This window comes from Mycobacterium sp. NPDC048908 (assembly GCF_043197955.1).
Classification (GTDB): Bacteria; Actinomycetota; Actinomycetes; order Mycobacteriales; family Mycobacteriaceae; genus Mycobacterium.
This window is the reverse complement of the sequence record NZ_JBICUE010000013.1, coordinates 136186-150141: the sequence shown is the minus strand read 5'-3', so window position 1 is coordinate 150141 and position 13956 is coordinate 136186. Positions and strand designations below refer to the sequence as shown.

Below are 13956 nucleotides of genomic sequence, written 5' to 3'. Positions count from 1 at the left end.
AACTCCCAGAACCGACGACCCACAAACGGATAACGCGGAACCCTCATGACAACCCCTCAACAAGAAGCTGTTGCACCCAGCGCTAGAAACCGCCGGTCGATCGCGTGGAATAAGTGGCCACTCGGTGCCTAGGAGGCTACAACGACGCCGGCAAGTCGAACTTCTCGAACAACGCGGTGTCGAGGAACGCCACCACATGCGACACCCCGCCAGGCTTCACGTCGAGCACATGCAACTGGAACGCCTCGTGCTCGCCGCTGTCCCGGTTCAGCATGTACAGCGCGGCCGCCGGTTGACCATTGGCCGTCGTCCGGAGGAACCGCATATCGCCGGGACCCTGGGCGGGGCAGTGCACGCGCGTCAGCGTGACGATCTGTTCCGGCCCCTGATACCAGCCGTCGAACGGAGGCATCTCCCAGATCGCGTCGTCGGTGAACATCTTGACCAGCTCGTCGATGTCATAGGCCTCGAACGCCGCGATGTAGCGGTCGAGCAAGTCCCTGGTCTCCGGCGAATCCGGCTCGGCGATCTGGTCGTCCTCGCTGGGCCCGACCTGGTCGAGCTGAGCCCTGGCCCGTTGCAGCAGGCTGTTCACCGCGGCCGTCGATGTGCCGATGGCATCAGCCACCTCGGCGGCCCGCCACTGCAACACGTCGCGCAGCACCAGCACCGCCCGCTGCCGCGGCGACAAATGCTGCAGCGCCGCCACGAACGCCAGCCGCACCGACTCCCGCGAACCCACGATCGTCGACGGGTCAGATGCGTCGTCCGGCAACGGCTCCAGCCACGGCACCTCGGCGCGTTCGGTCAGCTCTGCGGTCGCATCCGAACTCGGCTGGCCGAGCCCCGTGGGCAGCGGCCGGCGCTGCCGGGAGTCCAGCGCCGTCAGGCACGTGTTGGTGGCGATCCGGTACAGCCAGGTCCGCAGCGACGACTGGCCCTTGAATCCGCCGTACGCCTTCCATGCGCGCAGGTACGTCTCCTGCACCAGGTCTTCGGCGTCGTGCAGCGAGCCCGTCATCCGGTAGCAGTGCGCGAGCAACTCACGCCGGTGCGGCTCAGCCTTGAGCAGGAACTCGTCATCGGTGTCGCGCGCGAGGACGGTCACCTCGCCGAGCTTACGCAGCCGCACCGACAAGGGCAGCCAACCACTCGCTACTCTCCCCTGATGGCCACTACCCGCAAAGAACGCAGCTTCGACGGCGTCGGCGGCGTGCGCATCGTCTACGACGTATGGACGCCGGACGTCGAACCGACCGGGGTCGTCGTGCTGGCCCACGGCTACGCCGAACACGCCCGCCGTTACGACCATGTCGCGCAGCGGTTCGGCGAACCCGGCCTCCTCACCTACGCACTCGACCACCGCGGCCACGGCCGATCCGGCGGCAAGCGGGTGTACCTCCGCGACATGTCCGAGTACACCGCCGACTTCCACACCCTCGTCGGCATCGCGGCCGCCGATCACCCCGGGCTCAAGCGCATCGTGCTCGGTCACAGCATGGGTGGCGGCATCGTGTTCGCGTACGGCGTCGAGCACCCGCAGGACTATGCCGCGATGGTGCTGTCCGGTCCGGCAGTCGACGCGTCCGATGCGGTGTCACCGGTGATGGTGTTCGCCGCCAAGCTGCTCGGCAGGATCGCGCCCGGTCTGCCCGTCGAGCAGCTGCCCACCGACGCGGTGTCGCGTGATCCCGAGGTGGTGGCCGCCTACAACGCCGACCCCATGGTCCACCACGGCAAGCTGCCCGCCGGGATTGGAAGGGCATTGATCGGGGTCGGCGAAACGATGCCGCAGCGGGCCGGTGCGCTGACCGCGCCACTGCTGGTCGTGCACGGCGAGCAGGACAAACTGATTCCCGTGGAGGGCAGCAAGCGACTGGTCGAATGCGTCGGCTCGGCTGACGTACACCTGAAGGTCTATCCCGAGCTGTACCACGAGGTGTTCAATGAGCCCGAACGCGCCGTGGTGCTCGACGATGTCACCTCCTGGATCGAGGTCCGCCTTTGAAAGGCCTTCTGGTTCTTGTCGTTTCGCTCGTGCTGGTTTTGGCAGGCTGCTCGTCCGATGAGCACCCCTGGGTCGACGACGATGTCACCTTCGAGGTGGCCGACGGACTGACCATCCACGGCACCTACCGGCACCAACAGGGCGGCGGGTCCGCACCGGCGGTGCTGCTGATCTCCGAAAGCGGTCCGACCGACCGCAACGGCGACAACGCCGTCGTCGGGCCCATCGGCAACATGAGACAACTCGCCGAACTGCTTTCCGACCACGGCGTCGCCAGCCTGCGCTACGACAAGGTCGGCACCGGCAAGACCGGCCTCGGCCCATACCAAGGCCGCCCCAACGATGTCGTCAGCGCGGTGTACACCAAGGGCGCCGTGGCGGCGGCCCGTTATCTCGCCGATCAACCCGGCACCGACAAAGAGCACCTGTCGGTTTACGGACTCGGCGAGGGCGCCATCCACGCGATGACGCTCGCCGACGACACCACGCCGGGTGCGCCAAAGATCCACTCGCTGGCACTGTTTCAGCCGTTACCGGGCCGCTACCTCGACATCATCACCAACCGGGTGCGTGGCGACGCCAGCGCGCAGACCCTCGCGACATGGTTGGCCGCCGTCGACGAGATCCGGACCAAGGGCACCGTGCCCGACAAGCTGCCCGAGGGGCTGGGCGCCATTGTCAACGCGGGCAACGTGAGGGCCGTCGTCGAGACCGACAAGATCGATCCGCTGGCGTTGGCCGCGAAGATCCCGGCCGGCACCCCGGTGCTGTTGACGTGTTCGGACACCGACAGCCAAGCCAAGTGCGACGCCGAGCAGCCGCTGATCGACGTGCTCAAGCACACCGCGCTCACCGAGGTCCAACTGCAGGGCGTCAACCACGTGCTGCGGGACGACCCCAGCGACAGCGTCGCCAACCTGACCAAACCGGGGCCACTTTCTCCACAGGTGGTCGGCGCGCTGGATGTGTTTGTCAGCAAGTAGCAATAGTTTGGTGCCATGACTTGCCGAGCGAGAAGTGAAACAGATCGCGCATGAGTGACGACAAGATGCTGGCACGGATCGCCGCGCTGCTCCGCCAGGCCGAGGGGACCGACAACCGGCACGAGGCCGACGCGTTCATGGCCGCCGCGCAGCGGTTGGCCACGGCGACGTCGATCGATCTCGCTGTCGCACGCGCACACTCCGATCAGCGCACCAAGGCGCAGACGCCGGTGCAGCGCACCATCACCATCGGCAACGCAGGCGCCCGCGGCCTACGCACCTACGTGCAGCTTTTCACGGTGATCGCCCACGCCAACGACGTGAAGTGTGACGTCGCGTCGAACTCGACCTTCGTCTACGCGTACGGCTTCGCCGAGGACATCGACGCCAGTCATGCGCTCTACGCCAGCCTGGTCATGCAGATGGTGCGCGCATCCGAGGCCTACATCTCGTCGGGCGCTCACCGGCCGACCCCGACCATCACCGCGCGGATCAACTTCCAGTTGGCATTCGGCGCCCGCATCGGCCAACGTCTGGTGGAGGCGCGTGAGCAGGCCCAGCGCGAAGCCACCAAGGGTCGCAGCAGCCGTCCAGGTACCGCAATCGCGTTGCGCAACAAGGACATCGAGCTCAAGGACTTCTACCGCGAGACCTCTCAAGCGCGCGGCACCTGGCGGGCCACCAGCGCGACGGCAGGCTACTCGTCAGCCGCCCGACGCGCGGGGGATCGGGCCGGCCGCAGGGCGCGGCTCGGTGGCAGCCCGGAATTGGCGGGGGCGCGATCCGCATTGGAGAAGTGACGGCACGCGACACGCAGCGGGCAAAGGTCTACGCCGCTGAGGAATTCGTCAGGACACTGTTCGATCGCGCGGCTGAGCGCGGCAACCGCGTCGTCGAGTTCTTCGGCACGCAGTTGACGTTGCCGCCCGAGGGGCGATTCGCAACGGTGGCCGCGGTGCAGCGCTACGTCGACGAGGTGCTGGCGCACGTCGGCGCGCAGCGCCCGTTGACCGTGCGGCCCCGTCGCGGCGCCACCGCGGCTCATTACGAACATTCCGAGGACGGCGCGATGATCGCGGTGCCGGATCGACGCTCGACGTGGGCGCTGCGCGAACTGGTGGTGCTGCATGAGATTGCGCACCACCTCTGCGACGCGGAGCCACCGCACGGCCCGGAATTCGTCGCGACGTTCTGCGACCTCGCCGCGGCCGTGATGGGGCCTGAAGTCGCGCATGTTCTGCGGGTGGTCTACGCCAAAGAGGGTGTCCGGTAGCGTTTGTCGGATGGCTGAGCCGGATCCGAAGGCGCTCGACGAACTGTTCACCCGCGTGTTGGGAACCGAGGACGGCGCCCTGCGAGCGGCGCGAGAAGCGGGTGACGCCGCCGGCATGCCCGCGATCGAGGTGTCCGCACAACACGGAAAGCTGCTGTTTCTCCTCGCGACCGCGATGCGGGCCACACGCGTGCTCGAGATCGGCACACTGGCCGGCTACAGCACCATCCAACTCGCCCGCGCTGTCGGCCCCGACGGTCACGTCGTCACCCTCGAGTTCAACCCCAGGCACGCCGAGGTGGCGCGAAAGAACCTGGCGCACGCGCAGGTCGGCGACAGGGTGCAGGTGATCGTCGGCGCGGCGCTGGACACGCTGCCCACGCTGGCCGACCGTGGCGAACCGTTCGACCTGATCTTCATCGACGCCGACAAGGAGAACAACGTCGGTTACCTCGAGTGGGCGATCAAACTCGGCGCACCGGGCTCAATCATCGTGGTGGACAACATCGCTCGCTTCGGCCGTGTCCTGGACCCCGCGCCCGACGACCTCCAGGCCCGCGCGGTGCGCGACGTGCTCGACATGATGGGCGCACATCCCAGGCTGGAAGCGGCAGCCATCCAGACTGTCGGAGCCAAGGGCTGGGACGGCTTCGCGGTCGCCGTGGTGAAGTGACCCGTTTGTCGTTTCACCATCGAGCGACCGATCGAGTGTGTTAAGCCAGGCAGATGTCGAACAGTTTGCCGCTTGGCGTCATTGTGGCATGTGCCGCGGTACTCGGATCGCCGATCGCCCATGCGGACCGGGCTGAGCCACCGCCGCTGTACGGGTGGTACGACTTGTTCATCGACTTCTCGAAGCAGACGTTCAACGGGACGCCGACTCCGATGAATCCCATAACTGTGCCTGTCGAATTCACCACTGGCTGCGACGTGAACGGTTGCCTCGCGCGCATGGACAACAAGGACGACCATGCCCGCAATCCGGGCGCGCCGCTGGCTTACGAATACAGATGGAACAACGACCGCTGGGAGACAAGCGGTGAGTATCCGTATTTCTGTGATCGCAACGACCCCGGTAGCGCCGTGAACGCGCAACGGTCGGACTACTGGATCCCGAACCCTGACGGCAGCTTCTCCGGGGAGCGGACCCTCGTCATCGAAGGGGCTGGCTGCCCAGGGGAGGGACCAGGCACGCATTGGTTGCCGATAGCGCTGAACCCCAGGGATTGACGCTATCGCCAAGGCGCTGCAGTGAGCTCCGGCGTTTGAACCCGCCCCCGCGTGGGCACCTCGTCGGGCAATGAAGATCTCCATGAGAAACCGGATGCCGACGGTCGAGCGTGAGATCGCCGTACCTGCCGCCGCGGTGTGGGATGTACTCACCGATCTGACGGCGTGGCCGCGGTGGGGCCCGACGGTCATGGGCGCGCAACTCGACGGACCGGGACCCCTGCGACTCGGCGCGCGCGGCACGATCTGGACTCCCGTCGGTGTACCGGTGCCGTTCGAGATCACCGAGTTCGACGCGGGCAGGCGCTGGTCGTGGAAGGTCGCGGGCATCAACGCCACCCGGCACGGTGTCGATCCGCGCGACGGCGGTTGCCTGGCCTGGATGAGCGCACCGTTGTGGGCGCCCGGCTATCTGCCGGTGCTCGGCATCGCGTTGCAGCGCATCGAGCGGATGGTCCGGCAACCGCGCTAGCTCAGCCGCAGACCGCGCCCACCGCCGCCGACCCCACCAGCTTCGTGTACTTTGCCAGCACACCGGTGGTGTAGCGAGGCGGAAGAGGTTCGAAACCGGCCTTGCGGGCCTCGAATTCGGCCGGATCGACCAGCACGTCGAGCGTGCCCTTGGCCACGTCGAGGCGGATGCGGTCGCCGTCGGCAAGGAACGCGATCGGCCCGCCGTCGACGGCCTCCGGGGCGATATGGCCCACGCACAACCCAGTGGTACCGCCGGAGAACCGGCCGTCGGTCATCAGCAGCACGTCCTTGCCGAGGCCCGCGCCCTTGATGGCGCCGGTGATCGCCAGCATCTCCCGCATACCCGGGCCGCCTTTGGGACCTTCGTAGCGGATGACCACCACGTCACCCGCGGTGATGGTGCCGTCTTCCAACGCATCCAAGGCCGCCCGCTCACGCTCGAAAACCCTTGCGGTGCCTTCGAACACATCAGAGTCGAAGCCTGCGGACTTCACCACGGCGCCCTCCGGCGCGAGCGATCCGTGCAGGATCGTGATGCCGCCGGTCGGGTGGATCGGTTCGGAAAGAGCCCGCAGGACCTTGCCGTCGGGATCGGGCGGGGCGATGTGCGCGAGGTTCTGCGCCATGGTCTGGCCGGTGACGGTGAGGCAATCACCGTGCAACAGGCCGGCATCCAGCAGCGCCTTCATCACCACCGGCACACCGCCGATCCGGTCGACGTCAGTCATCACGTGGCTGCCGAAGGGTTTGACGTCGGCCAGATGCGGCACCTTGTTGCCGACGCGGGTGAAATCCTCCAACGTCAGCTTCACGTTCGCCTCGTGCGCGATCGCCAGCAGATGCAGCACCGCATTGGTGGAGCCGCCGAACGCCATCACCACCGCGATTGCGTTCTCGAACGCCTCCTTGGTCAGGATGTCGCGCGCGGTGATGCCGCGGCGAAGTAGTTCGACGACGGCTTGGCCACTGCGCCTTGCGTAGCCGTCACGCCTGCGGTCGGTGGCGGGTGGGGCGGCCGACCCGGGCAGCGACATACCCAACGCCTCCGCCGCCGAGGCCATGGTGTTGGCGGTGTACATGCCGCCGCACGCGCCCTCGCCCGGGCAGATGGCGCGCTCGATCGCATCGACGTCCTCGCGTGGCATCAGCCCGCGTGCACACGCGCCGACGGCCTCGAACGCGTCGATGATCGTCACTTCCTTCTCGGTGCCGTCCGACAGCTTGGCGATGCCGGGCAGGATCGACCCGGCGTACATGAACACCGAAGCCAGGTCCAGCCGCGCGGCAGCCATCAGCATGCCGGGAAGCGACTTGTCGCACCCGGCCAGCAGCACCGAACCGTCGAGCCGCTCGGCCTGCATGACCGTCTCGACGCTGTCGGCGATCACCTCGCGGCTCACCAGCGAGAAATGCATGCCCTCGTGGCCCATCGAGATGCCGTCGGACACCGAGATTGTGCCGAACTCCATCGGGTAACCGCCGGCGGCATGCACACCGTCCTTGACCGCCTTGGCCAGCCGGTCCAGCGACAGGTTGCACGGGGTGATCTCGTTCCACGACGAGCCGACGCCGATCTGCGGCTTGGCGAAGTCGTCGTCACCCATGCCTACCGCCCGCAGCATTCCGCGGGCGGCGGCCTTCTCCAGGCCGTCGGTGACGTCGCGACTTCTAGGCTTCATGTCTGGTCCTGAGGGCATGGCTTTCAGTATGCCGTCGGCGTTTCGAGAGGCCAAACCAGTTATCGATACCCCCACGGGGTACCCTGGACGCATGCCACCGATGATCCGTCTGTTGGTTGCCCTGGCCGCCGCGTTGTTGCTGACGTCGTGCAGCAATTCGACGTCGGAGTCGCGCGCCGATCATCGGAAGACGGATGAGCCCGTCATCACCGGGCAACCGGCGGGCTTCAACGCGGACGACGTCGCGTTCGCCACCAACATGATTCCGCATCACCAGCAGGCCGTTGACCTGTCGGCGCTGGTGCCCGATCGCACGACGAACGGCCGACTCGTCGAACTGGCCAAGCAGATCTCCGCCGCCCAGCAACCGGAAATCGAAGTCATGAAGGTGCTCCTGGTGCAGTGGAACGAGAATCCCGACGCAGGCTCAGGGCACGGAGGCCACGGCGCCGCCATGCACGGCATGGTCGACGAGGCGACCATGACCAAGCTGACCTCGAGCAGCGGCGCGGAGTTCGACAAACTGTGGCTGGAGTCGATGATCAGCCACCACCAGGGCGCGATCGAAATGGCCAAGGCCGAGACCGCCAACGGCGACAATGTGGACGCCAAGAACCTGGCGCAGAAGATCGTCACCGCGCAAGAAGCCGAGATCGGCCAGATGAAGCAGATGCTGGGAGGCTGATATGACTGCCGCACACGGTTATTCGCAGCAGAAAGACAATTACGCCAAGCGGCTGCGCCGAATCGAGGGCCAGGTCCGCGGCATCGCAAAGATGATCGAGGAGGACAAGTACTGCATCGACGTGCTGACCCAGATCAGCGCCGTCAACAGCGCGCTGCAGTCGGTGGCCCTCGGATTGCTCGACGAGCACCTCGGCCACTGCGTGACGCAGGCCGTCGCCGAAGGCGGCGATGAGGCCGAAGCCAAACTGGCCGAGGCGTCCGCGGCCATCGCTCGGTTGGTGCGCTCCTAGCCCAGCGCCTCGTCGATGCGGGCCACCTTGGCGGTCAACTGGCCGGTGTAGCCGGGACGGATATCGGCCTTGAGCACCAGACTGACCCGTGGGGAGACCGCGGCCACCACGTCGACCGCCTGCTTGACGACGGCCATCACCTCGTCCCACTCGCCTTCGATGTTGGTGAACATCGCGTTGGTCTCGTTCGGCAGCCCCGACGCCCGCACCACCCGAATCGCCTCGGCCACCGCCGCGCCGACGCTCGCGTCGCCGCCCGTCGGGCTGACGCTGAATGCGACGATCACTGCTTGCTGTACCCGGTCGGACGCACCACCAGGATCACCCGGTCGGCCTTGTCCGCTGGAGGTTCGGTCAGGGGCCCGCTGTAGCGATCGTTGAGGTGCATGTAGAACGCGCCGGTCGGGTCGGGTTCGATCTTCTCCACCACACCGCGCACCTCCAGGTAGCGGTACGGATTGTCGGGATCACTGATCGACATCGCCACATTCGGGTTGTCGGCGATGTTGCGGTACTTCTGCCGCTTTGACGTGTGAGTGAACCGCACCACTTCGCCGTCCCAGTCGAACCACATGGGGTTCACCTGGGGATTTCCGTCGGGCCGCGTCGTGGCCAGGTGCCCGTACAGCGGACGTTCCAGCAGCGTCTCGTACCCCTCGGGGATCTCGACCATCACAATCCTCTCTCGGTTGAGCGGCAATCCACTACCAGCTCACAACTCGCTCTGGCGCGATTACCATCCTCGGTCGTTACGGTGGTTGCTCGTGCCATGACCGATACCCGCACACCAGTCACTCACACGTGGACGCCGCGCGTCACCGTGCAACTCGGCGTGCTGGCCGCCGCGGCATTCGTCTACGTGACAGCCGAGATGGTTCCGGTGGGCGCGTTGCCGGCGATCGCGGCCGACCTCCGGGTCAGTGAGGCGCTGGTCGGCACTTTGCTTGCCAGCTACGCACTCGTCGCCGCGGTGACCACGGTTCCGCTGGTGCGGCTCACCGCGCGGTGGCCTCGGCGCACCACGTTACTGCTGACGCTGCTGTGTTTGACTGCCTCGCAACTGATTTCAGCGTTGGCGCCGAACTTCACCGTGTTGGTGGGCGGTCGGGTGCTGTGCGCGGTGACCCACGGACTGATGTGGTCGGTGATCGCGCCGATCGGCGCCCGGTTGGTGCCGCCGACGCACGCCGGCCGCGCCACCACCGCGGTCTACGTCGGCACCGGTCTCGCGCTTGTCGCGGGCAACCCGTTGACGGCGGCGATGAGCGAACTGTGGGGGTGGCGCGTTGCGGTTGTCGTTGTGACGGTGGCCGCTGCTGGCGTCACCGTCGCGGCATGGATCGCGCTTCCGGCGATGGCGGTGTCACGCGACGACTCCAGGCCGGTTCGCGCCCCGCGTCATCACCGCAACGGCCGTTTGGTCACGTTGACCGTGCTGACCTTGCTGGGCGTGACCGCGCACTTCATCTCCTACACGTTCATCGTCGTGATCATCCGTGACGTCGTCGGCGTACAGGGTCCGACGCTGGCCTGGTTGTTGGCGGCGTTCGGCATCGCGGGCCTGATCGCGATGGCGGCGATGGCCCGTCCCCTCGACCGGTGGCCGCACGCCTCCGTGGTGGGCTGCCTCGCCGTTTTGGCATCGGCGTTCGTGGTGCTGGCGTCGCTGGCGTTCGCCCGCTCGGCGGGCTCGCTGGCGCTGGTCTCCGGGATGTCGGCAGTCGTGCTGTGGGGTGCGGCGTCCACCGCGCTGCCGCCGATGCTGCAGGCGGCCGCGATGCGCACTGCCCCGAACGATCCAGATGGAGCGTCCGGCCTGTACGTGGCGGGTTTCCAGGTCGGCATCATGGCCGGTTCGTTGGTGGGTGGGCTGCTCTATGAGCGTGCCGGACTGGCGCTGATGATCGGGTGCTCCACGGCGCTCGTGGTGGTGGCTCTGACCGGTGTCACCGCGACCCGCGGCCTGTTCGATGTTCCTCAGGCAATCAGCAGGAAGTAACATTTGCGGCCGGGCCGCGATTGACTATGCAGGTCAGCGGCGTGAGCTGGGCGTCCGCTCAGGGTCGGCCAGCATCTTCGCGGCGGTAGCCGGTGTTTTCCTTGTGCGAGACTGGACGAAGTTTGTGTGTGACTGGAGGTGACGTATGCGTACGCGGATGAGGGGAAGACTGGTCACCGCGATGATCGCGGCCGGACTGGTCGGTGGACTGGTGCTGGGCAATCCGTCCGCCCTTGCCGATCCCGAGGTTCCTCCGCCCCCGGCGCCGGTCGATCCCGCCGCCGCTCCCGTTCCGCCGCCGGATCCGTTCGCGCCGCCACCTGCGGATCCGCTTGCGGCCCCACCGCCTGCTGCTCCGGCGCTCCCCCCGTCGGCGCCGTTCAATCCGTTCGGTCCGCCCGTCGCCCAGCCGATGGTGATCCCCGAGGGCACGCCGGCGGGCCAGAACCCGACGCCGTACGTCGGCGACCCGGTGTTCGCGCCGCCGACGTTCAACCCGACGAACGGATCCAAGGTCGGCGCCGCCAAACCGATCTACATCAACTTCCAGCGACCGATCGCCGATAGGGCGATGGCCGAGCAGGCGATCCACATCTCATCGGTCCCGCCGGTGCCCGGACGCTTCTACTGGACCAGCGACACCCAGGTGCGCTGGCGACCGCAGGACTTCTGGCCCGCGGGCACCGTCGTCAACATCGACGCCAGCGGCACCAAGTCGAGCTTCACAGTCCCCGAGCAGTTGGTGGCCACCGTCGACGACGCGACGCATCAGATGACGGTCGTGCGAAACGGCAAGGTGGAGAAGACCATCCCGGTGTCGATGGGGATGTCCGCGGGCGGGCACACCACCCCCAACGGCACCTACTACGTGCTCGAGAAGTTCCCGCACATCGTGATGGACTCTTCGACCTACGGAGTACCGGTCAATTCAGCCAACGGCTACAAAGTCGACGTAGACCTCGCCGTCCGGATCGACAACAGCGGCAACTTCGTGCACAGCGCGCCGTGGTCGGTGGCCGACCAGGGCAAGCGCAACGTCAGCCACGGCTGCATCAACATCAGCCCGGAAAACGCGAAGTGGTTCTACGACAACTTCGGTAGCGGCGATCCGATCGTGATCAAGAACTCGAAGGGTCTGTACAACCAGCCCGACGGTGCGTCTGACTGGCAGATGTTCTAAGAGCTGCAGCGAAAAGCCCCCGACCGCCGTGTCGGGGGCTTTTTCGTGTCCGCTAGTTCCAGATACGCACGCGGCGTTGCGGTTCCAGGTACAGCGCGTCGGACTCGCTGACGTCGAACGCGTCGTAGAACGCATCCATGTTGCGGATCACACCATTGCACCGGAACTCCGGCGGTGAATGCGGGTCGATCGCCAGCCGCCTGATGGCCTCGGCGTCACGGGATTTGGTGCGCCACACCTGGGCCCAGCCGAAGAACACCCGCTGTTCGCCGGTCAGCCCGTCGATCACCGGCGCTTCCTTGCCCTTCAATGACAACCGATAGGCCAGCAGCGCGATCGACAGGCCGCCGAGGTCGCCGATGTTCTCGCCGACGGTGAACGCGCCGTTCACGTGATGCCCGTCGCCGAGCTGGCGCGGCCTGTACTCCTCGTACTGCTCGATCAAAGCCTTTGTCCGGGCTCCGAATTCGGCTCTGTCCGCGTCGGTCCACCAGTCGACGAGGTTGCCGTCACCGTCGTACTTTGCCCCCTGATCGTCGAAACCGTGTCCGATCTCGTGTCCGATCACCGCCCCGATACCGCCGTAGTTGGCGGCGTCGTCCGCGTCGGCGTCGAAAAACGGCGGCTGCAGAATGGCTGCGGGGAAGACGATTTCGTTCATTCCCGGGTTGTAGTACGCGTTGACCGTCTGTGGTGTCATGAACCACTCGTCACGGTCGACCGGGCCGCCCAGTTTGGCCAGTTCGCGGTCCGACTCGATCTCGTGTCCACGCCGGTAGTTGCCGTACAGGTCGTCGCGTTCGATGACCAACTGCGAATAGTCCCGCCACTTGGCCGGATAGCCGATCTTCGGGGTGAATTTGTCGAGCTTGGCCAGCGCCTTGTCTCGGGTGGCCGGGGTCATCCACTCGAGTTCGTTGATGCTGACCCGGTACGCCTCGCGCAGGTTCGCGACGAGTTCGTCCATGCGCGCCTTGGCGTCCGGCGGAAAGTGCCGTTCAACGTAGAGCTTGCCGACGGCGTCACCCATCAGGCCCTCGACGACCGATACGGCGCGCTTCCACCGGTCGCGGATCTGCTCGGTGCCGCTCAACAGCCGACCGTAGAAGTCGAAGTCCTGCGCCACCAATTCGTCGGTCAGCACCGACGCGCGTGCGCGGATGAGCCGCCAGCGCGCCCAGTCCTTCCAGTCTTCGAGGTCTGAGCCCGACTCGCCGGACCATTGCGCCGCGAACGCAGTCAGGTAATCCGGTTGTCGCACAACGACTTCCGCAACCCGCTCCGGGGTGGCGCCCATCGCTGCGATCCAGCCGGTCCAGTCGAATCCCGGCGCCTCGGCAGGCAGATCGGCGAAGGTCCTCAGGTTGTAGGTGAGGTCGGCGTCGCGGCGCTTCACCACGTCCCAGTGCGCGGCCGCCAGCTTGGTCTCCAGCGCAACGATCCGGGCGGCCGTCTCGGTGTGGTCGCCGCCGTAGACGAGCGAAAACATCTTGGCGATGTGGTTCGGATATGCGGCCAGAACCTCCGCGTGCTGCTCGTCGCGGTAGTACGACTCGTCGGGCAGTCCGAGCCCGGACTGGCTGAGGTGCACCAGGTAGCGCGTCGAATCCTTCGCGTCGGTGTCGACATACGCCGCTGTTCCGCCGCCGACGCCGCTGCGCTGCAGCGCGCCGATGACCGCAGCCAGCGCATCGGGCGTCTGGGCGGCGTCGATCGCGGACAGCTCGTCCAGCAATGGCTGCAGGCCGCGCTTCGCCACTGTCTGCTCGGCCATGAAGCTGGCGTACAGGTCGCCGATGCGCTGCTCGTCGGTGCCGTTGGCGGCACCGGATGCAGCGGCTTCGGTGATCAGATCGCGGACCTGTTCCTCGGCGCGGTCGTAGAGCGACCGGAACGCGCCGTCCGTCGCGCGATCGGCAGGGATGGCGTACTCGGCCAACCAGCGGCCGTTCACGTGACCGAACAGGTCGTCTTGGGGGCGGGCATCGGAGTCGACGTGGCTCAGGTCGATTCCCGAGCGAATGGCTTCAACCGTCACCCCACCAGACTGCCAGAGTCACTCCACTGCTCCGCGTGAGCGCCGTCACTGTCCACCGTGGCCGGGTGCCGGCGAGCACAGGGCAACCAGTCGCCGGAATCACGACCGGTACCCT

16 protein-coding genes are annotated in these 13956 nt (G+C 66.7%); 11 read left to right on the top strand and 5 right to left on the bottom strand.

Going from position 1 to position 13956, the window contains the following annotated elements:
- Nucleotides 1–136 precede the first annotated feature (136 nt).
- A complete protein-coding gene (locus ACGFK1_RS26665; protein ID WP_393436613.1) occupies nucleotides 137–1138 on the bottom strand; it encodes a sigma-70 family RNA polymerase sigma factor in 1002 nt (333 codons plus the stop codon).
- 30 nt (nucleotides 1139–1168) lie between these two features.
- Between ACGFK1_RS26665 and ACGFK1_RS26660 the strand changes: the two genes are divergently transcribed.
- From ACGFK1_RS26660 to ACGFK1_RS26630, 7 genes are all read left to right on the top strand, one after another.
- Entirely contained in the window at nucleotides 1169–2008 is an 840-nt protein-coding gene (locus ACGFK1_RS26660; RefSeq protein WP_393436610.1) for an alpha/beta hydrolase, read from the top strand.
- The gene (locus tag ACGFK1_RS26655; protein WP_393436607.1) at nucleotides 2005–2991 is read left to right on the top strand and encodes a hypothetical protein; all 987 of its coding nucleotides are present in this window, start codon (nucleotides 2005–2007) and stop codon (nucleotides 2989–2991) included. Before ACGFK1_RS26660 ends, ACGFK1_RS26655 begins: the two co-directional genes overlap by 4 nt.
- 50 nt (nucleotides 2992–3041) lie before the next feature.
- A complete protein-coding gene (locus ACGFK1_RS26650) occupies nucleotides 3042–3791 on the top strand; it encodes a DUF2786 domain-containing protein (RefSeq protein WP_393436605.1) in 750 nt (249 codons plus the stop codon).
- Nucleotides 3788–4264, top strand: coding sequence for a TIGR04338 family metallohydrolase (locus ACGFK1_RS26645; RefSeq protein ID WP_393436602.1), 477 nt, complete (start codon nucleotides 3788–3790; stop codon nucleotides 4262–4264). The genes ACGFK1_RS26650 and ACGFK1_RS26645 overlap by 4 nt, the downstream gene beginning before the upstream one ends.
- Before the next feature lie 10 nt (nucleotides 4265–4274).
- The gene (locus ACGFK1_RS26640; protein WP_393436599.1) at nucleotides 4275–4937 is read left to right on the top strand and encodes an O-methyltransferase; all 663 of its coding nucleotides are present in this window, start codon (nucleotides 4275–4277) and stop codon (nucleotides 4935–4937) included.
- Between the two features lie 53 nt (nucleotides 4938–4990).
- A complete protein-coding gene (locus ACGFK1_RS26635; protein WP_393436597.1) occupies nucleotides 4991–5494 on the top strand; it encodes a hypothetical protein in 504 nt (167 codons plus the stop codon).
- A gap of 82 nt (nucleotides 5495–5576) precedes the next feature.
- Nucleotides 5577–5966: an SRPBCC family protein gene (locus ACGFK1_RS26630; RefSeq protein WP_393436595.1), complete on the top strand. Its 390-nt coding sequence runs from the start codon at nucleotides 5577–5579 to the stop codon at nucleotides 5964–5966.
- A 1-nt stretch (nucleotide 5967) separates the two neighbouring features.
- Here ACGFK1_RS26630 and ilvD read toward each other — a convergent pair whose 3' ends face one another.
- Nucleotides 5968–7665: a dihydroxy-acid dehydratase gene (gene ilvD, locus ACGFK1_RS26625; protein WP_393436593.1), complete on the bottom strand. Its 1698-nt coding sequence runs from the start codon at nucleotides 7663–7665 to the stop codon at nucleotides 5968–5970.
- Nucleotides 7666–7738: 73 nt separating this feature from the next.
- Between ilvD and ACGFK1_RS26620 the strand changes: the two genes are divergently transcribed.
- Together ACGFK1_RS26620 and ACGFK1_RS26615 are read left to right on the top strand one after the other, a co-directional pair.
- Nucleotides 7739–8332, top strand: coding sequence for a DUF305 domain-containing protein (locus tag ACGFK1_RS26620; RefSeq protein WP_393436590.1), 594 nt, complete (start codon nucleotides 7739–7741; stop codon nucleotides 8330–8332).
- A gap of 1 nt (nucleotide 8333) precedes the next feature.
- Nucleotides 8334–8624: a metal-sensitive transcriptional regulator gene (locus ACGFK1_RS26615; protein ID WP_393436588.1), complete on the top strand. Its 291-nt coding sequence runs from the start codon at nucleotides 8334–8336 to the stop codon at nucleotides 8622–8624.
- On the opposite strand, the gene ACGFK1_RS26610 is transcribed toward ACGFK1_RS26615, so the two are convergent.
- Complete coding sequence (locus tag ACGFK1_RS26610; protein ID WP_393436586.1) at nucleotides 8621–8911, bottom strand: MTH1187 family thiamine-binding protein; 291 nt, start codon at nucleotides 8909–8911, stop codon at nucleotides 8621–8623. The two genes, ACGFK1_RS26615 and ACGFK1_RS26610, sit on opposite strands and share 4 nt — an antisense overlap.
- The gene (locus ACGFK1_RS26605; RefSeq protein ID WP_393436584.1) at nucleotides 8908–9297 is read right to left on the bottom strand and encodes a PPOX class F420-dependent oxidoreductase; all 390 of its coding nucleotides are present in this window, start codon (nucleotides 9295–9297) and stop codon (nucleotides 8908–8910) included. The genes ACGFK1_RS26610 and ACGFK1_RS26605 overlap by 4 nt, the downstream gene beginning before the upstream one ends.
- 96 nt (nucleotides 9298–9393) lie before the next feature.
- On the opposite strand from ACGFK1_RS26605, the gene ACGFK1_RS26600 reads away from it, so the two are divergent.
- The gene (locus ACGFK1_RS26600) at nucleotides 9394–10623 is read left to right on the top strand and encodes an MFS transporter (protein WP_393436581.1); all 1230 of its coding nucleotides are present in this window, start codon (nucleotides 9394–9396) and stop codon (nucleotides 10621–10623) included.
- 145 nt (nucleotides 10624–10768) lie between these two features.
- Nucleotides 10769–11803, top strand: a complete 1035-nt coding sequence (locus ACGFK1_RS26595; protein WP_393436578.1) for a L,D-transpeptidase family protein — start codon at nucleotides 10769–10771, stop codon at nucleotides 11801–11803.
- 52 nt (nucleotides 11804–11855) lie between these two features.
- Here ACGFK1_RS26595 and ACGFK1_RS26590 read toward each other — a convergent pair whose 3' ends face one another.
- Nucleotides 11856–13841: a M13 family metallopeptidase gene (locus ACGFK1_RS26590; protein ID WP_393436575.1), complete on the bottom strand. Its 1986-nt coding sequence runs from the start codon at nucleotides 13839–13841 to the stop codon at nucleotides 11856–11858.
- Nucleotides 13842–13956: the final 115 nt, after the last annotated feature.